Source organism: Bacillus sp. FSL K6-6038, assembly GCF_038050455.1.
GTDB lineage: Bacteria > Bacillota > Bacilli > Bacillales > Bacillaceae_G > Bacillus_A > Bacillus_A pseudomycoides.
Map to the genome: position 1 here is coordinate 411,161 of NZ_JBBOUH010000001.1, position 19,361 is coordinate 430,521.

General features: G+C 33.4%; 19 protein-coding genes, 2 pseudogenes, 1 riboswitch and 1 other annotated feature. Of the genes and pseudogenes, 14 read left to right on the forward strand and 7 right to left on the reverse strand.

The window, feature by feature from the left end; translation table 11 throughout:
• The first annotated feature begins 46 nt into the window (after positions 1 to 46).
• Complete coding sequence (locus NSQ40_RS02135; protein WP_003205747.1) at positions 47 to 1,588, forward strand: ABC-F family ATP-binding cassette domain-containing protein; 1,542 nt, start codon at positions 47 to 49, stop codon at positions 1,586 to 1,588.
• Between the two features lie 98 nt (positions 1,589 to 1,686).
• Here NSQ40_RS02135 and NSQ40_RS02140 read toward each other — a convergent pair whose 3' ends face one another.
• Entirely contained in the window at positions 1,687 to 2,004 is a 318-nt protein-coding gene (locus NSQ40_RS02140) for a hypothetical protein (RefSeq protein WP_003194427.1), read from the reverse strand.
• 235 nt (positions 2,005 to 2,239) lie between these two features.
• Positions 2,240 to 2,353, forward strand: a riboswitch (SAM riboswitch).
• An 86-nt stretch (positions 2,354 to 2,439) separates the two neighbouring features.
• On the opposite strand from NSQ40_RS02140, the gene NSQ40_RS02145 reads away from it, so the two are divergent.
• The 9 genes and pseudogenes from NSQ40_RS02145 to NSQ40_RS02185 all read left to right on the forward strand — a co-directional run bounded on the left by NSQ40_RS02145 (position 2,440) and on the right by NSQ40_RS02185 (position 8,282).
• Entirely contained in the window at positions 2,440 to 3,252 is an 813-nt protein-coding gene (locus NSQ40_RS02145; RefSeq protein WP_033795848.1) for a MetQ/NlpA family ABC transporter substrate-binding protein, read from the forward strand.
• Positions 3,253 to 3,264: 12 nt separating this feature from the next.
• Positions 3,265 to 4,305, forward strand: a complete 1,041-nt coding sequence (locus NSQ40_RS02150) for a methionine ABC transporter ATP-binding protein (RefSeq protein WP_003194431.1) — start codon at positions 3,265 to 3,267, stop codon at positions 4,303 to 4,305.
• Entirely contained in the window at positions 4,280 to 4,948 is a 669-nt protein-coding gene (locus NSQ40_RS02155; RefSeq protein WP_018782580.1) for a methionine ABC transporter permease, read from the forward strand. Before NSQ40_RS02150 ends, NSQ40_RS02155 begins: the two co-directional genes overlap by 26 nt.
• Before the next feature lie 148 nt (positions 4,949 to 5,096).
• Positions 5,097 to 5,389 (forward strand): annotated as a pseudogene (locus NSQ40_RS02160) (thioredoxin family protein).
• 14 nt (positions 5,390 to 5,403) lie between these two features.
• Positions 5,404 to 5,658 carry a hypothetical protein gene (locus NSQ40_RS02165; protein ID WP_003205752.1) on the forward strand — a complete coding sequence of 85 codons (255 nt, stop codon included), beginning with the start codon at positions 5,404 to 5,406 and terminating at the stop codon, positions 5,656 to 5,658.
• Between the two features lie 147 nt (positions 5,659 to 5,805).
• Positions 5,806 to 5,949, forward strand: a complete 144-nt coding sequence (locus tag NSQ40_RS02170) for a hypothetical protein (protein WP_003194771.1) — start codon at positions 5,806 to 5,808, stop codon at positions 5,947 to 5,949.
• Positions 5,950 to 6,029: 80 nt separating this feature from the next.
• A complete protein-coding gene (locus NSQ40_RS02175; RefSeq protein ID WP_003194773.1) occupies positions 6,030 to 6,614 on the forward strand; it encodes a TetR/AcrR family transcriptional regulator in 585 nt (194 codons plus the stop codon).
• A gap of 62 nt (positions 6,615 to 6,676) precedes the next feature.
• Positions 6,677 to 7,918: an MFS transporter gene (locus tag NSQ40_RS02180; protein ID WP_003205754.1), complete on the forward strand. Its 1,242-nt coding sequence runs from the start codon at positions 6,677 to 6,679 to the stop codon at positions 7,916 to 7,918.
• Between the two features lie 112 nt (positions 7,919 to 8,030).
• Positions 8,031 to 8,282 (forward strand): helix-turn-helix transcriptional regulator, encoded by a 252-nt coding sequence (locus tag NSQ40_RS02185; RefSeq protein WP_052100703.1) that lies wholly within the window; start codon positions 8,031 to 8,033, stop codon positions 8,280 to 8,282.
• A gap of 268 nt (positions 8,283 to 8,550) precedes the next feature.
• Here the strand turns inward: NSQ40_RS02185 and NSQ40_RS02190 are convergent, their stop codons facing one another.
• Positions 8,551 to 9,834, reverse strand: coding sequence for an MFS transporter (locus tag NSQ40_RS02190; RefSeq protein WP_003194782.1), 1,284 nt, complete (start codon positions 9,832 to 9,834; stop codon positions 8,551 to 8,553).
• Between the two features lie 108 nt (positions 9,835 to 9,942).
• Positions 9,943 to 11,256: an alkaline phosphatase family protein gene (locus NSQ40_RS02195; RefSeq protein ID WP_098114416.1), complete on the reverse strand. Its 1,314-nt coding sequence runs from the start codon at positions 11,254 to 11,256 to the stop codon at positions 9,943 to 9,945.
• Positions 11,257 to 11,404: 148 nt separating this feature from the next.
• Between NSQ40_RS02195 and NSQ40_RS02200 the strand changes: the two are divergent.
• The 3 genes and pseudogenes from NSQ40_RS02200 to proS all read left to right on the forward strand — a co-directional run.
• A pseudogene (locus NSQ40_RS02200) lies at positions 11,405 to 11,665 on the forward strand (YesK-like family protein); the annotation flags it as partial.
• Between the two features lie 182 nt (positions 11,666 to 11,847).
• Positions 11,848 to 12,132 carry a YesK-like family protein gene (locus NSQ40_RS02205; protein WP_018766549.1) on the forward strand — a complete coding sequence of 95 codons (285 nt, stop codon included), beginning with the start codon at positions 11,848 to 11,850 and terminating at the stop codon, positions 12,130 to 12,132.
• 104 nt (positions 12,133 to 12,236) lie between these two features.
• Positions 12,237 to 12,446 (forward strand) — a binding site (T-box leader).
• A 44-nt stretch (positions 12,447 to 12,490) separates the two neighbouring features.
• Positions 12,491 to 13,921: a proline--tRNA ligase gene (proS, locus tag NSQ40_RS02210; RefSeq protein WP_341286054.1), complete on the forward strand. Its 1,431-nt coding sequence runs from the start codon at positions 12,491 to 12,493 to the stop codon at positions 13,919 to 13,921.
• Positions 13,922 to 14,267: 346 nt separating this feature from the next.
• Here proS and NSQ40_RS02215 read toward each other — a convergent pair whose 3' ends face one another.
• From NSQ40_RS02215 to NSQ40_RS02230, 4 genes are all read right to left on the reverse strand, one after another.
• Positions 14,268 to 14,966 (reverse strand): CPBP family intramembrane glutamic endopeptidase, encoded by a 699-nt coding sequence (locus tag NSQ40_RS02215; RefSeq protein WP_033798024.1) that lies wholly within the window; start codon positions 14,964 to 14,966, stop codon positions 14,268 to 14,270.
• 379 nt (positions 14,967 to 15,345) lie between these two features.
• Positions 15,346 to 15,807 carry a hypothetical protein gene (locus tag NSQ40_RS02220; protein WP_003205764.1) on the reverse strand — a complete coding sequence of 154 codons (462 nt, stop codon included), beginning with the start codon at positions 15,805 to 15,807 and terminating at the stop codon, positions 15,346 to 15,348.
• 1,473 nt (positions 15,808 to 17,280) lie between these two features.
• Positions 17,281 to 17,664: a hypothetical protein gene (locus NSQ40_RS02225; protein ID WP_098114837.1), complete on the reverse strand. Its 384-nt coding sequence runs from the start codon at positions 17,662 to 17,664 to the stop codon at positions 17,281 to 17,283.
• Between the two features lie 12 nt (positions 17,665 to 17,676).
• Positions 17,677 to 18,858 carry a lipase family protein gene (locus NSQ40_RS02230; protein ID WP_098114835.1) on the reverse strand — a complete coding sequence of 394 codons (1,182 nt, stop codon included), beginning with the start codon at positions 18,856 to 18,858 and terminating at the stop codon, positions 17,677 to 17,679.
• A 60-nt stretch (positions 18,859 to 18,918) separates the two neighbouring features.
• Here NSQ40_RS02230 and NSQ40_RS02235 point away from each other — a divergent pair, with 60 nt between their 5' ends.
• Entirely contained in the window at positions 18,919 to 19,296 is a 378-nt protein-coding gene (locus tag NSQ40_RS02235) for a DUF1433 domain-containing protein (protein ID WP_098114834.1), read from the forward strand.
• Positions 19,297 to 19,361 lie beyond the last annotated feature (65 nt).

Sequence of the window (19,361 nt, forward strand, 5' to 3'; positions counted from 1 at the left end):
TCTCCCTATTTGGCTTGTTAGTTATAAAGAAAAGGAGAGAACAAAAATGAGCGTATTAACAGTAGAAAATCTTACACATACGTATGGAGATAAAACCATTTTATATAATGCTTGTTTTCGATTATTACAAGGTGAACATGCGGGGCTTGTCGGAAGTAATGGTGCAGGAAAGTCAACATTGCTTCGGCTTTTAATAGGAGAAGTTTTGCCTGATGGGGGAATGATTGAATGGTTTCCGCATGTAAAGGCGGGGTTTTTAGAGCAGCACATTGATTTACAAGAAGGAACAACAATTGAGGAATATTTACAAAGTGCATTTTCTCATTTGTATGCGATTGAACGTGAAATGATAGTCATTGCTGAAAAGATGGCAAAGGAAACAGACTTAGATAAGTTATTAGTACACTATGGTGAATTACAAAATATACTAGAGGGTTCAGATTTTTATCAAGTTCATACGAAAATAGAAGAAGTAGCAGCTGGTTTAGGATTGTTAGACTTAGGGATGAAAAAAGATGTTTCAAAATTAAGTGGTGGCCAGCGTACAAAGTTATTACTTGGGAAGCTTCTTTTAGAGAAGCCACATGTTTTACTATTAGATGAACCAACAAACTATTTAGATACAGTTCATATAGATTGGCTAAGGGCGTATTTACAAGCGTATGAGCATGCCTATATTGTTGTGTCACATGATGAATCATTTTTAAACAATATTACGAATGTTATTTATCATTTAGAAGGGCAAACAATAAAGCGCTATACGGGGAATTATGAAAGATTTTTAGAAAGTTATCGCTTGCAGAAGCAGCAATTGCAAGTGGCTTATACGAGACAACAAAAGGAAATTGCAAATTTAGAGAGTTTTATTCAAAAAAATAAAATTCGAAAAGCAAAGCAGGCAAAAAGCCGTGAAAAGGTATTGGAGAAAATGAAAAAAATTGGAAAACATAACGATGTACCACGGCCGCGTTTTCATTTTCAGATTCACACTGAGCCTGTGAGCCGCATATTACAAGCACAGCAAATTCAAATTGGTTACGTGGAGCCATTGTTTCCATCCCTTAATTTACAAGTGAAAAGGGGCGAAAAGATTGCAATTGTTGGTCATAATGGAATTGGAAAAACAACAATGCTAAAAACGTTGTTAGGACAATTAGAACCATTAAGTGGGAGAGTTCATATTGGAGAACGGGTACAACCTGCATATTTTGCTCAAGAAGAATTTAGGGTAGAAGTTACACCACTTGAGCAAGTATGGTCAGGTCGTCCAGATATGACGCAAAAAGAAGTTCGTCAATCTTTAGCAAGGTGTGGTTTAAAGGAAGAACATATTCGGCAGTCTCTTTGCCTTTTAAGTGGTGGAGAACAAACGAAGGTACGTTTATGTGAACTTATGTTAATGCGGAGTAATGTTTTAATTCTAGATGAGCCGACGAATCATTTAGATGTACAGGCGAAAGAGGCATTGAGAGAAGCTTTAGAACACTATCAAGGAACAATTTTACTCGTTTCTCATGAACCTTCTTTTTATGAATCTTGGGTGACGAGAGTTTGGAATCTGGAGGAAATGAACGTTACTAAAAAATAAGAGAGCCGTTTATTTAGGAGTGTAATGGGCAAGACATAAAATATTTTAGTATGAAGATCATGAAGCAGCTACATGTTACGTAGCTGCTTTCATATTATTTATTGATTTACTTGTAGTCGTTCTTGAATGAATAATAGTAATTTAACAATACTGTCTTCCGTATAAATATCAAATTTTTGTCGATGAAATTCACCATGGTCGTTATAAAAAACAAGTTCTCCTTTACCAGCAACTTCGTTTATCAACATATGAAAACTAAGTGGCGTTGCTACGATGGAGCCGTTATCATCTCGTAAAAGTATTTGGCATAGTGTTCCTTGTTGTGCCTCTTCATATAAAAAATCGTAATGAAAGGATTGAGAGAGTTTTTCTATCTGAGATAATAGTAGGGTTTGTATAGCATGTTTATCTTGCATACAGTATAACCTCTTTTCGTTTGTTTATATAAAGTATTTGCTGTTCTAGTATATTAACGATAAGGATACTTTGTACATAGCTATTGCTCAGTACGTCTAGAGACTACCAAATAGATAATTAGAAGAAAGAAATCAATTATTCGTAAATAAATTATATTCAGAAAAATCCTATTGACAAAATTTTTTGTGAGATTTACTATTAGTACCATAGTTTTTGAAAAATTTAATACAAATACTCTTATCCAGAGAGGCGGAGGGACTGGCCCTATGATGCCCGGCAACCGAGCTTATGAATTATAAGCTAAGGTGCTAATTCCTGCAAAACGATTTTCGTTTTGGAAGATAAGAGAGGAGCCTATTTTGTCTATTCGACACCTCTCTTATTTGAGAGGTGTTTTTTGTTTAAGAACAGATATATATAAGGAGGAATTGTATATGAAAAAGTTGTTGTTAAGTATTGTAAGTGGAACGGTATTGTTATTAGGCGCATGTAGTGCTGATTCGGGGAAGGAAGCAAAAGCGCTAGATGAGAAAAAGATTACAGTTGGTGTAACAGGTGGACCACATGAACAGATTTTTGAAAAAGTAAAAGAAGTGGCGGAAAAAGATGGTCTACAAGTTGATTTAAAGGTATTTAATGATTATGTAGCACCAAATGTATCGTTAGACGAAAAAGACATTGATGTGAATAGCTATCAAACGAAATCCTATTTAGATGTATTTAAAGCAGAACGCAATATGAAATTGACAGAAGTATTTTCAACGGTAACGTTCCCAATGGGAGTATATTCTAAAAAACTGAAAGATGTAAAAGAGTTAAAAGATGGAGATGCAATTGCTGTACCCAATGATCCAACGAATGAACTTCGGGCATTAAAATTATTTGAAAAAGCAGGTGTTTTAAAGGTTGATCCAAAAGCAACCGAGAAAGCAACTGCAAAAGATGTGATTGAGAATCCGAAGAATTTGAAAATTGTTGAATTAGAGGCGTCACAATTACCAACGCAGCTAGATGAAGTGAAAGCAGCGGCGATTAATACGAATTTTGCATTAGGTGCAAAACTAAATCCAGCTAAAGATTCTATTTTCCGTGAAGGAAAAGATTCACCATATGTAAACTGGGTGGTTGTTCGTACGGGAAATAAGGATGATGCAGCTGTAAAAAAATTAAAGAAAGCTTATCAATCTAAAGAAGTTAAAGAGTTTATCGAGAAAAAATTCGATGGTTCTGTTTTGCCATCTTGGTAGGAGCTGACTATAATGATTGAACTGAAAAATGTATCCAAAGTATTTACAACAAAAAAAGGTAAGGTTGAAGCTCTTAAACCAATTTCTCTTAAAGTAGAGAAAGGAGAAGTATTTGGAATCATCGGATATAGTGGCGCTGGTAAAAGTACATTAATCCGTTGTGTAAATTTATTAGAAAAACCAACAACAGGAAATATAATTGTAAATGAAAAAGATTTAACAACTTTATCTACAAAAGAGTTAGCGCAAGCGAGACAAAAAATCGGAATGATTTTTCAAGGATTTAACTTATTAAAAACAGTCAATGTTTATGAAAATATTGCATTACCTTTACGTCTAGCTGGGATTCCAAAAACTGAAATTGAAAAAAGAGTAGAAAAATATTTACGTATTGTTGACCTTTTTGATAGAAAAGATGCATATCCAAGTGAGCTTTCTGGTGGTCAAAAACAGCGTGTTGCGATTGCGCGTGCACTATCCTATGAACCAGAAATTTTGCTAAGTGATGAAGCGACAAGTGCATTAGACCCAGAAACAACAGATTCTATTTTAGATTTGCTACTAGAGATCAATGAGAAAATAGGTATTACGATTTTGCTAATTACACACGAAATGAATGTAATTCAGCGTATATGTGATCGAGTTGCTGTAATGGAGAATGGGGCTGTGGTTGAGAGCGGCACAGTAAAGGATATTTTTACAAATCCGCAACATGTAACCACGAAAAAATTTGTAAACAGCGCTTTTGCAGCTAAAATTCCGGAAGAGGTACAGAAAGAGCTAAAAAACACTGGGGAGATTGTAACGCTTTCGTTTATAGGGAACTCTTCAGGAGAACCAGCATTGGCTGTTGCTACAAAGCGATTCCAAGTGTATCCCAATATTTTATCTGGTAATATTACACAATTAAAGCGTGAAGCGTACGGTAAACTCGTTGTTCATATGCAAGGTGAAGAAAACGAGGTACATAGAGCTTTAGTATTTTTACAGGAACAAGGAATCATCGTAGAAGGAGGTAGGAAAGAGTATGGGAAACAAGTCCTTTTTGGATGAATGGAGTAACGTGATATGGGAAGCAACGATTCAAACGTTTCAAATGACATCAATTTCACTACTTATATCAATTATTATTGCATTGCCACTAGGAGTAACACTTGTTTTAACAAGGCCTGGTGGTCAACTAGAGAATAAAATCGTATATCCTATTTTTAATACAATTATTAATGTCATTCGTTCTATTCCATTTATTATTCTATTATTTTTCATTCTACCGTTTACAAAACTGCTTATGGGAACTTCAATTGGTGTGAAAGGTGTGATTGTACCGCTTGTTGTATTTACAGCTCCTTATATTGCACGTTTAATGGAAACAGCTTTACTAGAAGTGGATCGTGGTGTAATTGAGGCGTATCAAGCGATGGGAGTTTCTACTATAAAAATTATTTGGCACGTTATGGTTAGAGAAGCGCGTCCATCGCTTGTGCTCGGCTTGACCATCGCAACGATTGGATTAATCGGTGCAACTGCGATGGCTGGACTTGTAGGAGCAGGTGGTCTTGGAGATTTAGCATATCGATTTGGTCATTTGCGTTATGAGCCAGAAGTGATGTATGCAACAGTCTTTATCCTAATTATTCTTGTTCAAGGATTACAATCTCTAGGGAACGGGATTGCGAGAAAATTAAAGAAAGATTGAAAAAGTGCGGTAGCTCTAATATAAGAGGTACCGCACTTTTTTATTTTTTGGAATATAGGTATAAATAAAATTGAGACCTAATTTTTTTTAGATATCATATCGTGGTATCATTTAAATTTTTCGTGTAAAATAATAGTAAAAATATGTAATAGAAGAATTAATAGCATATATTGAAGAACAAGGATGATTACTTTTATTCATAAAAACCGGAAATTGTGGCGTGATGTGATGTTAGAGAAGGTAAATCGTTTGTTAAAGCATTATAAAAATATGGAAAATATTGTAGTTTCATTGGAGGATATGAAAGAAATTTCAGCGAAGTATTTAGTATTTACAGCACCAACAGTTTTATTATTTCATCAAGAAAAAGAAATACTTTGTGAGTCACGATTTATTTCCTCAGGGAATATAGAACGAAGATTACAAATGTTCGGAAAATAAAAAGGGGATTTCATATGGGATTTGTAATAGCGGCATTATTATTTTTAGTTTTAATTGGAATGATTGTAAAATCAATTAGATCGAATAAACGGAAAGTAAATCTTTATAAATCAGGTACTGGTGATAGTACATCCACTACGGCTACTTCTACACCATTTTTCTTTGCAGGATCTGATAGCGATAATTCACATGATTGTGGAAGTTCGTTTGGAGGAGATAGCGGTTTTTCAGGTGGTGATGGCGGCAGCTGTGGCGGAGGTGGAGATTAAAAAAATACGCTCTTTATGGGCGTACTTCTTTTTAAACAAACGTTTGATTAGTTGACTTGAATCCGTATAGAATCAGCTAAACAAACGTTTGTTTAAATGCAGTGTATTAATAAATAAGGAATATATGATGTTATAAGGGGAATGAACATGGAGAAGAAGCCGAAAGTTAAAAATAAAGGGAAGGTAGCTTTATTTTTATTAGTTGCAGGAGGAGTATTTATTGTTAAACTTGGTTTGAAGGTTGGAGCTATTCATACACTTCGAACATGGTTTGAGAATACTTTTTCCTAAATAAGGAATATGACCTCTTGTAAAAGAGGGTTTATATTTGTTAATATTAGACTGAACGGTCGGTTTGGTGAGGTGTGAACATGAGGAAGAGTGCAGAAGAGATAAAAAAAGAAATAGCGTACCAAGCGGAAGAGTTATTTTCACAAAAAGGATACGCTGCAACATCTATGGAAGATATTTGTGAAATTACTGAACGTAGTAAAGGTAGCATTTATTATCATTTTAAAAGCAAGGAAGAATTATTTTTATTTGTAGTAAAACAACATACGTATGATTGGCTTGAAAAGTGGAATGAAAAAGAAAAGCATTATCATACGAGTACCGAAAAATTATATGGGCTTGCAGAGTACCACGTGGAAGATATACAACAGCCTATTTTTAGTGCCGTGGAAGAGTTTTCTACAAGTCAAATTGTGAGCAAAGAAACTCTGGATGAAATGCTGGTTTTAGCAAGGGCATCATATGGTGTTTTTGAAAAATTAATTGAAGAAGGTATAAAATCTGGAGAATTCCGTCAAGGAGATACCAGGGATCTTATGTACATTGTCAATGGCTTATTATCAGGGCTTGGGGTACTTTATTATGAGCTAGACTCTACAGAAATGAAACGCATTTACAAGAAGGCAATAGATGTACTGCTACAAGGAATGGCAGCTGAATCTTAAATCAGCAGCTTTTCTTTCATACTAAATTAGACTGGACGGTCGGTTTATAAAGGGGAGATAGTATGAAATCTTTATTTAAAAATCGAGCATTTATGCTTGTTATGGCGTCTGATATTTTACAGCAGTTTGCAATTTGGATTCGAAATATGGCACTTTTGTATTTCGTTATGGAGCGAACAAATAATGATCCCGTTTCAGTTTCATTATTATCGGTTATGGAATACGCACCCATTTTTGTTTTTTCATTCATTGGTGGTGCGTTAGCAGATCGTTGGAATCCGAAACGAACGATGGTAGTAGGGGATATGCTGAGTATGGTATCTATTATTGGAATTGTGTTCTTGTTAAAAATGGATTATTGGCAGGCTATATTTTTTGCAGCGCTTGTTTCAGCGGTTGTTGGACAATTTTCTCAGCCTTCATCGTCACGAATATTTAAACGCTACGTAGAAGAAAAACATGTTGCAAATGCAATTGCAATAAACCAAACGCTACAGTCACTATTTATGATTTTTGGGCCAGTTGTAGGATCAATTGTTTATACACAGCTTGGGTTGTTTATTTCACTATATAGCTTAATTGGATTGTTTGTGTTATCGGCTATTACTCTTTCGTTTTTACCAAGATGGATAGAAAAAGAGAAAACTGAGGGTATTTCATTATGGAATGATATAAAAGAGGGATGGAGGTATGTCCTTCAAACAAAAAATTTATGTATGATTACAATTACTTTCGCAATTATTGGATTAGCAGTAGGATTAACAAATCCATTAGAAATATTTCTTGTTATTGAACGATTGGGAATGGAGAAGGAGGCTGTTCAATATTTAGCAGCTGCTGATGGAATAGGTATGCTCATTGGAGGCGTCGTTGCAGCAGTCTTTGCTTCAAAAGTGAATCCGAAAAAAATGTTTGTGTTTGGTATGGGTGTTTTGGCTATGTCTTTTCTTGTAGAAGGACTGTCTACATCATTTTGGATTACTAGTTTGATGCGGTTTGGAACGGGAATTTGCTTAGCTTGTGTGAACATTGTTGTTGGAACACTTATGATTCAGCTTGTACCGGAGAATATGGTAGGACGTGTAAATGGTACAATTTTACCGCTTTTTATGGGAACTATGCTAATTGGAAATTCACTAGCTGGGGGATTAAAAGAAGCGACTTCAATTATTATTGTATTTTGTATAGCGATGTCACTTATTTTACTCGCGATTTTACCAATTTTACGTATGAGAATAAATGAAGAAGTTAGAAATAAAAAAGAGGATGCAAATCAAAAGGGGGTTACGGATTCTTTGGTGTAGGAATTCTACTAGAACAGGAGCGATTCATGCTCCTTTTTTATCCCGCATTAACGGGCAGTAAGACCCCCACTGATTAAAGTTTCACTTTATATGGGGATTTTTTGACAACTATATGTACCAAATATATACTGATGTTGTAAAAATGATTTTACAGGTTAGGAGAAAAGATGTGAAAAACCAAATTTACGCATTGCGCACTGAAAATAATATTTCACAAGGTGCATTAGCTGATAAATGTAAAGTATCGAGACAGACGATAAATGCAATTGAAAATAATAAATATGATCCAAGTTTAGCTCTGGCATTTCGTTTAGCTGAAGTATTAGGGACAACGGTTGATAAATTATTTTTGTATAAGCAGTAGAGTTTTTATATAAATACGGATTGAAAGACCGACATAAAACCATTCCTTTTAGGTGGGAGAGAGCATCCGCCCATGGGTAGGAGCGGTCGGTGTCTTTTTTACCCCATGCCATGTGAAAACAGAAGGAGAAAACGAGTGGAGAACTTCTTTTTTTTTCATAACCACGACTTAGATGTCGGGAAATTAAAATAGATATATATGGTAGTGGGAGGTATCGATAGAATAATAGAAAATGTCCCTTTCTGCATGCAGAAAGGGACATTTTCTATTATAGTGTTTCCGATTTTGGAGCAGGTGGTGTAACAGAAGTCGCATTTTCTGGTACTCGTGTTAGTATGAATCCGCCGATTATAAATAAAACGATAATGCTTAGTACACCAGCATTTGTTCTTCCTGTTAACTGAGTTGTTACACCGACTAATACGGGTCCCATAATAGCTGCGAACTTACCGAAAATATTATAAAATCCGAAGAATTCATTTGCAGATTCTTTCGGTACCAACTTTGCAAAATATGAGCGGCTGAGCGCTTGAATTCCGCCTTGAGAAGTTGCGACAAGCATTGCTAAAATCCAAAAGTCGAGTGTTGTTTTTAAGAAATAAGCGTATGCACAAATAATGATATAAATAATAACACCGACATAAAGCATTTTCTTGTCTTTGAACGTTTCAGATAGTTTCCCATACAGCAAGGCGAATGGACAAGCGACAATTTGTGTTACAAATAAAATAATAAGTAAGTTTGTCGCACTAATACCAAGGTCTGTGCCATAAGCTGTGGACATTGTAATAATTGTATCGACGCCATCAATGTAGAAGAAATAAGCAAGCAAGAACAAAAATACAGTGCGATATTGACGGATATTTTTAAATGTATTAGCTAAGCGCTTAAAACTCATTGTGATCGGTTTTGGGTGCCGTTCAATATAATGCGTTTGTTCCACATTTTTGAGCATCGGAATCGTAAATAATCCCCACCAAAGAGCTGTAATTGCAAAGGAAATTTGACTGGCGATACCAACTGATAATGGGATTGTTCCTTTTTGGGCAAGGATAATTAGAGTGAGGCATCCAATAAATGGAATTGTACTTCCGATATAGCCTAATGCAAAACCACGAGTTGAAATTCGGGTCATTCGATCTTCTGTTGTGATATCTACTAAAAATGCATCATAGAAAATGTTTGCTCCAGCAAATCCAACTAAAGCGAGCATATAGCAGCCTAGTAGTAAATACCACTGTGATGTTGGAACAACAGCTAGCATACTTGTAAATATAATACCGAGTCCAAAAAAGAATGTGAAAAAGCGTTTTTTAAAGCCTTTATAATCGGCAATTGTACCGAGAATAGGAGCGAGAATAGAAATTAAAAGTGTTGAGAGAGAATTTGCATATCCCCAATAAGCTGTTGAAGTTGCTCCAGATAGACCTGCTTCTTTTGCAGCAGCTTTGAAATAAATAGGAAATAGTGCAGTTGTAATGACGAGCGAGTATACCGAGTTGGCCCAGTCATACAATATCCAGCTTTTTTCTTGTCTGGACATTTTTTTCATAGAATGTTCCTCCTTATAGTCGTTCTAACATTAGTGTACAAAAATAGAAATAGGAAAAAGAGAAACAGAGGTAAGTTTTACGTATTTTTTACATAGATACACATTTCTTTACAATTGAAGTAAATCCTCTATTATAGTTCCGTCAGTTTCACCAAGGTATAATCCGAGCAACCGTGCAATGGTCGGTCCTTCGTCAATGAGACGCATATAAGGAATAATTGCACCTTGGCGAATGCCTTTTCCAGCGGCGATGAAGATGGTCTCATAGTTTGGTTTTGTTGGAGAATAGCCATGCGTACCGAACGTGTATTTTTTACTGGGAGTTACATCTTTTTCCGAGATTTCTTTTATAAACTCTCCTGTGTAGTTTTCGGTGAAGTAATAGCCTTCTCTTGCTTCAAGCATAAAAAGGCAGTTTCCATCAGCACCGCGCTCTTTTGCGCCTTCATCATGAAGGATAAATTCGATTCCATTTTGTTTATCTTGAAGGAGTTCTTCAAGAAGGTGTTGGACAACTTGTATAGTTTGGATATCATTTTTATCCTTTACATATACGTAAGCAGAGCCATCACAGCTTTGGCAATAAGCTTTCCAATTTGTTAATTTGCCATCTTGATTTACTGAAATGAGTCCTTTTTGATGGAAAAGAACATTTAATTGAATAGCCTTATTCTCACTTAGAGCGCTATGATCACCGAGGGCAATAATTGTACTTGCTTCGTATATACCAGTTTCTTTTAATGCTTTGATAATCTTCCCCAGTCTCTCATCGTGCCGCTGAATAGCAGCTGTTGTCTCCGTAGAAGAAAATCCATGATAATGCCTTTGTGTATCTAAATCTGTAAAGTGAACAAACATGACGTTCGGTTTTTTTGTTTGTATGGTATGTACGGCTGAGGCGAGGACAAAATCATCAAGTTCGGGCTGTGACAACCCTTTTCTAATATGGCCAAAACGACGATTTAAATCTAGCTGATACAACGGGCTTCCACTAAATAATGAAACAAGAACTTGATTTTGCCACGGTCTGTTTGGAAAAATTTCAGGTAAGTTGTAGTCAATTTTTGCTCTTCCTGTAACAGGCCATAGAAGTGCAGCTGTTGTTAAATTCGCTTTTCGTGCCTCGTCATATAATGTCGTTCCTTTAATAGAACGGCGGTACCAATGCCAATCTGGTGATTCCCTGCCAGGCTGAAGTAATGTATTGCTTACAACACCATGTTTGTTAGGGTAGTTACCAGTTACAATAGTGGCGTGACTTGGATATGTTACAGAAGGATAAATAGCTTCTACTTTTTTTGCAATTGCACCTTGTTCTATTAAAGACCGAAAATGAGGAAGTTCTTGTAATATAGGAAAATCTAAAGCTGATAAACAGTCAAAAGATAAAACAATTACATGATTTGTTAATGGCTTGCCCATTGTGTATACCTCCTGTTATATAACCTATTATTATATATTACTATTAATACCTAGTAATAAAAATATCTTTCGGAGAAGAAAGTATTTTTTATATATTCAGACTGATAAGAGTATAATGTGCGTAAGAAGAAATCAAGAGGGAAGAAAGATGGAAACCTTTTTAATAACTAGTGTCCTAACAGTAATTGTTGTTTTCTTTGTGTCGTTCATGTTACGAAAAAGCTTTCCGAATCGCTCATTTGATATTACGTTTGGTCTTATTATCATTATAATTTGTCTAATTTGTTTTCTAATCACGTTATTTTTTATTGGTGGATTTGAAGGTATGGCATATGGTTTCTTATGTTTCTTTATACTAATTGGAACAGTTGTTGGAATGTTACTTCATCAAATTGTAAAATTGTTTAGGGCGAAAATAAAAATTGATAAGGGACATTTAGTAGATCCCTGCAAATTTTATGATACTTATTATTGTATATCACTATTAATATCTGATTATAAAAAGTCATCCATGAGGAAGGTTTATTGTTTATTTTTTGAATTTTAAAACATATAATAATTATAGGAAAATTGATGGGAGGAGGAAATGGAATGAATGGATTTGAAGTGTTTTTTATAATTGGAGCTGTAACAATTCTCATTGTATTTGCTGTTTCATTTTTATTAAAGAAGCAATTTCCAAAGAGACCGTTTGATATTATATTTGCACTTATTTTAATTCTCCTTTGTTTAGCTTTCTTTCCTTTTACTATCTTCGCTATTGGAGGATGGGATGGAATGGGTTATGGTATTGCATGTTTCTTTGTTTTAGTGGGAACAATCATCGGTATGATTACTCATCAATTTGTAAAACTCTTTCGGAAAAATTATGTGTAAATTCAGTATAAAACAGAAAAAAACGAAAAGAATATATAAAAATAAGAAAATTAGTTATTGTTTTAAAATAGAATTTATATTATGATATTCAACAAATTTATTTCGTTATAACGATGAAAAAGGATTAGTACATGTCCCACCTTTTTTCTAGAGAGAGAATCCGTTTGGCTGGAAGGTTCTTAAAAAGGCGATATGGAACCTACCTTTGCGTTCTGCATATGCAGCGGGAAGTTCCCGTTATCAAAAAGAGAGCATGTACAATTTATTTGTGCATGAATCAGGGTGGTAACGCCGGCAAAAGCTCGGTCCCTATTTAGGGGACACGGGCTTTTTTTATTTTCTAAAGGAGGAAAAGAATATGGCAAAAGAACAAGTACAAGCTATTACAAAAATGGAAGAAGACTTTGCTCAGTGGTATACCGATATTGTGAAAAAAGCTGAGTTAGTTGATTATTCAAGTGTAAAAGGATGTATGATTTTACGTCCGTATGGATACGCGTTATGGGAAAATATGCAGAAAGTGATGGATGGGAAATTAAAAGAATCCGGTCATGAAAATGTGTATATGCCAATGTTTATTCCAGAGAGCTTACTACAAAAAGAGAAGGATCATGTGGAAGGATTTGCACCTGAAGTAGCATGGGTTACACATGGAGGAGACGAGAAGTTAGCGGAACGACTCTGCGTTCGTCCAACATCTGAAACTTTATTTTGTGAGCATTTTTCAAAAATTGTCCAGTCTTATAATGATTTACCTAAATTATATAATCAGTGGTGTTCGGTTGTCCGTTGGGAAAAAACGACGAGACCATTTCTTCGTACAACTGAGTTTTTATGGCAAGAAGGTCATACAATTCATGAAACGGCAGAAGAATCTCAAGAAGAAACGTTAAACATTTTAAACCTGTATGCCTCTTTCTGTGAAGATTACTTAGCAATTCCAGTAATTAAAGGACAGAAAACGGAAAAAGAAAAATTTGCAGGGGCGAAAGCAACATATACGATTGAAAGTTTAATGCATGATGGAAAAGCGCTTCAAACAGGAACATCTCATAACTTTGGGACTAATTTCTCTGAAGCGTTTGATATTAAATTTTTAGATCGTAATGGAAAATGGCAATATGTACATCAAACATCTTGGGGCGTATCAACAAGAATGATCGGTGGACTTATTATGGTTCATAGTGATAATAACGGGCTAGTGATGCCGCCAAAAGTAGCACCAGTACAAGTTGTTATTGTACCAATTGCTCAGCATAAAGAAGGTGTGTTAGAAAAGGCAACCCAGCTACAAGGACGTATTCAAAAAGTTGCGCGCGTAAAAATAGATGCTAGTAATAAAACGCCAGGTTGGAAATTTAACGAGTATGAAATGAAGGGTGTTCCAATTCGATTAGAAGTTGGTCCAAAAGATATAGAGAAGAATCAAGTGGTACTTGTCAGACGCGATACGAAGGAAAAAGAGTTCGTATCAATGGATCAATTAGAAGAGCGTATCACATCATTATTTGATGAGATTCACGATTCTCTATTTAATAAAGCAAAGGCATTTCGCGATGAAAACACATATAGTGTTACAGCCTTTGAGGAAATGAAGCAAGCGGCTGATGAAAAGCAAGGGTTTATTAAGGCAATGTGGTGTGGTGAGCTGGCTTGTGAAGAAAAATTAAAAGAAGAAGCAGGAGTATCATCGCGTTGTATACCATTTGAGCAAGAAGAATTAGTACAAGAATGTGTATGCTGTGGGAAGAAAGCAGAGCATATGGTGTATTGGGGCAAGGCGTATTAATTATGTAAGTTTTAAAATAGACCTTTATCTCGAACTTATAAAATTTGAGATAAAGGTCTATTTATATGTTTGTTTAAATTTACAGTATGTATTTTGGGGATGGAGTTATTTTGTTTTAATTATTTCATTTGTTTCCTATGAACCAATAGAACAATATCGAAAAGGAACGATGGCGGATGTGTTAAGATTAAATTAAATGATAATTTGATTTTGGCAAGGGAGGATGGCGGAAACTTAGGTGATAAGGCACAAGGCATGAACGTCATGTATGCAAGCGATGATCTTGTTCCACGATGTTAGGATTCAAAGCATTTCGTACAGCCACTTACATAATATTTAGTATAATCTATAAAAATGTAGAAAGATTGTAAGTAATATGAGCTATTATGCAAGGGAAAATGGAATTTGTTTTTTTGTAGAGTAATGAATACATGATTCCCGTTACTGTTGCAGAAATAATAAATGCGATATCGTAGTTATGAGCAATTCCAAATAGTAAACTAGATAGGATTAATCCAGCTAGAAAAGAATATTTTGTTTCAAAAAATTTAAGTATAATCCCACGATATATAATTTCTTCTTGAATTGGTCCTATTAATGCAATTGATAGGATAGCAATTATATTAATAGTGAGTGATTGCTCATATAAATTTTCTATTCCTAAATGTTCAGCTTGGATTTCAGCAGAATAAGAATATAAATTTGTTATTTTATCGATAAAAGTATCGATTATATATACTAATAAAATATATAGATATGTTTGAGATGAATATAAAGGTTTGATATTGCATACAGATATAATTATTTTTTGAAAAGGTGTATATTTTAATATAAACAGAATCAATATAAATAAATAAAAAATATCAAATATAAAATCTTGTACAATTATAAGACTATCATTGTTAAATTTTTGTTGAATGAAATTTAATGAACTGGTCATTTTTAATGGAATACCTATAATTATTATTGCTATAAAGTTGACTAACAATGTTCCTAAAATAAATTCTTTCCAGGATATTTTAATTTGCTGTAATTTTGTCTCCATGCATGTTCTCCTGTTATTAATTTTTTCATTTATAATATTTTGTTTTATAAAGTTAATAGTATTAGATGGAAAAAGTATAAAGTATATTATCTTTCTTTATTAATGACAATGTATTTTAAGGTAATTTGTGATCTTGGTATGGATTGAACATCAATGAGATGTGTTTTTTTGTTTATGGATTTTACACCTCTTTATTTACAGTGTTTTGAATGTATACTTTTCTAGTCGTTTTTGAGGGAAATGGGTAAGTTGCGATAAAGTCAATAAAATCTAGGGAAATGAATGTAAACAAATATCTAAAAGTTTACTTTCAAAAATATAAAAAGAATCCTGGGATTCCAGCATTCTTTTTGATAAATTAACAAGATATATTATTTAATTATTGAAAAGGAACGTCGTATATAAACCATGTTCCATTTTTTTTATACATATGGAATTGAATGTTGGTACCTATCCATGGGGGCATATTAATAGCTGCGGAATCCTTGTAATCTTCGTTTATTACTACAGATGATCTTGCAAATCTAAAAGATGATAGAATTGTTTTATAAAATTCAGGTGCTTCTTTTAAAAATTGTTTCTTTTCCTCGGTCATTTTTTCATCATTTTTATAGAAAAGATAAGTTATTTCATAATTTTTTTCTTGTATTGAATGTAGATATAATCTTACTATTGTTTTAGGTTTTTGTTCTTTTAGTGTATAAATATCTTGGGATTTTTGTAATTTATCATATAACTTTTGTTCTGTATGATTTAAATCTGCTAAATAAGGTGAAAGAGGAAATACAAACCAAAGAATAATGATTACTAAAATTAATAAACCTATTTTTTTCTTATTCATTAAAAGCCTCTCATTCCTTATATTGACAATATAAGGAATGAGAGGCTTTTAATACATATAATGCGGTTTTGCTAGGTTTTTTATTACAAATAGATTTTCTTTGTTTGCCTTTTAGTATTTACAGTTTTGAATAAGATTAATTATTTTGATGGATGTAAATTTATATACAAAAGTTTACATTCGTATTTATAATAAAAAAGCACTTTTCAATGTTTTAAAAGTGCTTTAACTTGATGTTGATGTGATGGAACCTCAAGTATGTAGAAATTTGAAAAAGTCCCTTCATAATGTTAAAGGGACTTTGTTCACACAAATGATCTGCACATCAATTCATCTTTGATATACAGATCATTTGTATGATAATTTTTATAAATAATTGCGGAATAATGAACTTACATTACTGCTTTTAAAAGCTCTCCTACTAATGGGATGATTCCACCTAAGAATGATAAAACTGCCATTGCGATTGCCATATGATTTCCTCCTCTTTTTTCGTAGTAAGGTATGATAATTTTTATAAATAATTGTTGAATAATGAACTTACATTACTGCTTTTAAAAGTTCTTGTACAAATGGAATGATTCCACCTACAAATTTTAAAACTGCCATTGCGATTGCCATATGATTTCCTCCTCTTTTTTCGTAGTAAGGTATGATAATTTTTATAAATAATTGCGGAATAATGAATTTACATTACTGCTTTTAAAAGTTCTTGTACAAATGGAATGATTCCACCTACAAATTTTAAAACTGCCATTGCGATTGCCATATGATTTCCTCCTCTTTTTTCGTATTAAGGTATGATAATTTTTATAAATAATTGCGGAATAATGAATTTACATTACTGCTTTTAAAAGTTCTTGTACAAATGGAATGATTCCACCTACAAATTTTAAAACTGCCATTGCGATTGCCATATGATTTCCTCCTCTTTTTTCGTATTAAGGTATGATAATTTTTATAAATAATTGCGGAATAATGAATTTACATTACTGCTTTTAAAAGTTCTGTTACTAATGGAAGTACTCCACCTAAGAATGATAAAACTGCCATTGCGATTGTCATATTATTTCCTCCTCTGTTGTTGATGCTAAGATGTGATTTATCTTTATGCTTTTATTATAGTAAGCGCTTACATTTTTATCAATACATTCTTATATGCAATATTACATATAGGGAGGTAACGAAATATCACATTTTCGCATTAAGACATGTATTAGAAATTAATTGTTCTCTAAAACAAAAAAATGAACTGAATTCTCATAGACAACTGTAGTGAGGTGGAATTTTTGTTTTGGGATACTCCAAAATATTAGGTTGATGGGCATATGGTGCTATTTCTATCACTGAAAGTAAACTAATATTTAAAAGTTTACTTTCAAAATCATTAAAAAAAGTCCTACATAAGAAGACTTTTTTAATGTATATAAATTAATATAGTAATAGCAATTTTTTAGTTTTTTTCTACTTCTCTTATTTTTTTCCACAACTGTTTGCTAAGTGAACATGTTCATTAAAAATTTTGTTGTTAATTTGTTTTTCATATTTTTTTAATGTTTCATTTATTTCACTACCAGTTTTACTTTCGAAACTTTTCTCTAGTTCTGCTGCTATATCTCTTATACTTGTTTGTAAATCGTGAAATACCCCTATGTTTTTTTGAAGAGCATATGTATCTTCTTTTATAATATCTATTGATTTAAACCCTACCTCTGTTTTTAACATCATACGCTGCATTTCTCTTTCAATTTGTTTTTTAGCAGCTTGTAATTCATCAACAACCTGACTTGCTAAATCTCCTGCAGCATTTTCGATTTGTTTTTCTATCTTTTTAATTTCTCCCATAAAATCCATCATATAATTATCCCCTTATTTAATCTGAAAATTTCCTGCTAATTGGTTGTCTTTATCTCTTAGTGAATTTGCTGCATCACTAATTTCATCTCCGAATTGGCTTAAACTTTTTTGTTCTTTTCTTAAAATATGAATTAATTCTTCTGCTATGTTTGCGTCATGAAAATAGTCATTTCCACCTTTTCTAATTTTAGCAATTTGTGAGATGGCTTCATCTACTTCGTGTTCTTCTAATAAATGATATTTTCCACCTGGCCCTGTTTCATGTTTTAATTGATTTTTTAACTTTTGAACTGCTTCAGCTTCTTTTCTTTGAAACTCTTCTATATTTTTTGCGATATCTGATAATCGATTGCTGAGCGTTTGAATTTTTTTTGCTTGTCTTATAATATCTTCAGGTTCTAATTTTAATATGGGACTTCCATTTGAATGAAACTCTCCTCTATATGTATCTCTGCCGTGTCCGTCCATAGTTAAACGTGTAAGAAATCCTTGTTCTGTATCGTTCTGTCTCACTGTGTATTGCTTACCAATTAGAGGTGCACCGAATTGAGTGTGGTTACCAATCGGGTCATTTTCATGTGTATAATCGGTTGCTTTATTTTCCATTTTCCCTTCATCTACTCGTTTTTTTGCTTCAGGACTTAGTAAACGATAGGGATTCGGTGCAGCCCATGTAGTTGCATAACAATCTAATTCTGCAGCAATAAGGTCCGCTTCTGCACCACCTTTACTATGTCCAGTAGTATGAAGAGAAGAAGGGTGATATTTTTCTACGATGTCATTTTTTGCCCATTTTAATCCAGTATCAAATGATGTTGCAGAATCAGGTTTTATTGTTTGACTGTTACTTGGAGTAATTACTTTAGAATGTGTTTTAATTCCGAACGAAATCTGATCAATATCTGTCACGAAATCTGCTAATTGCTTAGGCTCTGTTCCACGAAATGCTAGGATTATATCATCATAATGTGTTGCATTTTCATCATATTTGTCTGCCGGTACTACTGCGATAGCTTCTAATCCATTTTTTACTCTTTGACAATCTGCATCAATTGATTCTATAACTACCCATTTTTTACCATCAGCCCCTTTTATTTCTTTACCTTTTTCTAAAACTTCGTCATCATAAACTTGATCTGCTAGTTCGAAATAATCTTTATCTGTTGCAATGGTATTTCTTTTAAATTCATTCATATGTTTCTCAACTCATTTCATGGTATATTTTAACTATATTTAAATATAAGGGGATTTACGATGAAGAAATCGGTAATCATTTTATCCATTATTTGTATTATAGCAGGAGGGTATTTTACAATGGAATACTTAAATCAAAAAGAAGAAGAGGAAAAGTTTTGGAAAGTACAAGAAGCAAGAGTAGAAAAGTATATTCGTTATAATATTCAGGATGTAAAATCTATTACGTTTACAGAAAAGAGTGTAAGTCCTATGGGAGTCCCAAGATTAAAAGGCTATATAAATAATAATAAAGAATTAGATTTCATAGCTCGTATAAGTACAACTGAAAACTTTGAAGACCAATTCACGCGTTCTGGGAAATTAGGAAAACTTATAAAAGACCCTGAAAAATCCGTATCTGAAATTGAAAAAGAAGAGAAGGAAAAGAAACAATAGTAGTCTTTGGACTACTATTGTCTTCTATATTCCATGTTAAGAAGAATGCATTGGTGAGTTTTTTA

Excerpts from the sequence above, each read along its gene's own strand:
- NSQ40_RS02140 (WP_003194427.1), bottom strand. The coding sequence starts at position 2,004 with ATGCAAGATAAACATGCTATACAAACCCTACTATTATCTCAGATAGAA.
- NSQ40_RS02195 (WP_098114416.1), bottom strand. The coding sequence starts at position 11,256 with ATGGGCAAGCCATTAACAAATCATGTAATTGTTTTATCTTTTGACTGT.
- NSQ40_RS02170 (WP_003194771.1), top strand. The coding sequence starts at position 5,806 with ATGGAGAAGAAGCCGAAAGTTAAAAATAAAGGGAAGGTAGCTTTATTT.
- NSQ40_RS02205 (WP_018766549.1), top strand. The coding sequence starts at position 11,848 with ATGAATGGATTTGAAGTGTTTTTTATAATTGGAGCTGTAACAATTCTC.
- NSQ40_RS02145 (WP_033795848.1), top strand. The coding sequence starts at position 2,440 with ATGAAAAAGTTGTTGTTAAGTATTGTAAGTGGAACGGTATTGTTATTA.
- NSQ40_RS02180 (WP_003205754.1), top strand. The coding sequence starts at position 6,677 with ATGAAATCTTTATTTAAAAATCGAGCATTTATGCTTGTTATGGCGTCT.
- NSQ40_RS02150 (WP_003194431.1), top strand. The coding sequence starts at position 3,265 with ATGATTGAACTGAAAAATGTATCCAAAGTATTTACAACAAAAAAAGGT.
- NSQ40_RS02230 (WP_098114835.1), bottom strand. The coding sequence starts at position 18,858 with ATGAATGAATTTAAAAGAAATACCATTGCAACAGATAAAGATTATTTC.
- proS (WP_341286054.1), top strand. The coding sequence starts at position 12,491 with ATGGCAAAAGAACAAGTACAAGCTATTACAAAAATGGAAGAAGACTTT.
- NSQ40_RS02190 (WP_003194782.1), bottom strand. The coding sequence starts at position 9,834 with ATGAAAAAAATGTCCAGACAAGAAAAAAGCTGGATATTGTATGACTGG.
- NSQ40_RS02225 (WP_098114837.1), bottom strand. The coding sequence starts at position 17,664 with ATGATGGATTTTATGGGAGAAATTAAAAAGATAGAAAAACAAATCGAA.
- NSQ40_RS02175 (WP_003194773.1), top strand. The coding sequence starts at position 6,030 with ATGAGGAAGAGTGCAGAAGAGATAAAAAAAGAAATAGCGTACCAAGCG.
- NSQ40_RS02235 (WP_098114834.1), top strand. The coding sequence starts at position 18,919 with ATGAAGAAATCGGTAATCATTTTATCCATTATTTGTATTATAGCAGGA.
- NSQ40_RS02185 (WP_052100703.1), top strand. The coding sequence starts at position 8,031 with ATGTACCAAATATATACTGATGTTGTAAAAATGATTTTACAGGTTAGG.
- NSQ40_RS02215 (WP_033798024.1), bottom strand. The coding sequence starts at position 14,966 with ATGGAGACAAAATTACAGCAAATTAAAATATCCTGGAAAGAATTTATT.
- NSQ40_RS02135 (WP_003205747.1), top strand. The coding sequence starts at position 47 with ATGAGCGTATTAACAGTAGAAAATCTTACACATACGTATGGAGATAAA.
- NSQ40_RS02165 (WP_003205752.1), top strand. The coding sequence starts at position 5,404 with ATGGGATTTGTAATAGCGGCATTATTATTTTTAGTTTTAATTGGAATG.
- NSQ40_RS02155 (WP_018782580.1), top strand. The coding sequence starts at position 4,280 with ATGGGAAACAAGTCCTTTTTGGATGAATGGAGTAACGTGATATGGGAA.
- NSQ40_RS02220 (WP_003205764.1), bottom strand. The coding sequence starts at position 15,807 with ATGAATAAGAAAAAAATAGGTTTATTAATTTTAGTAATCATTATTCTT.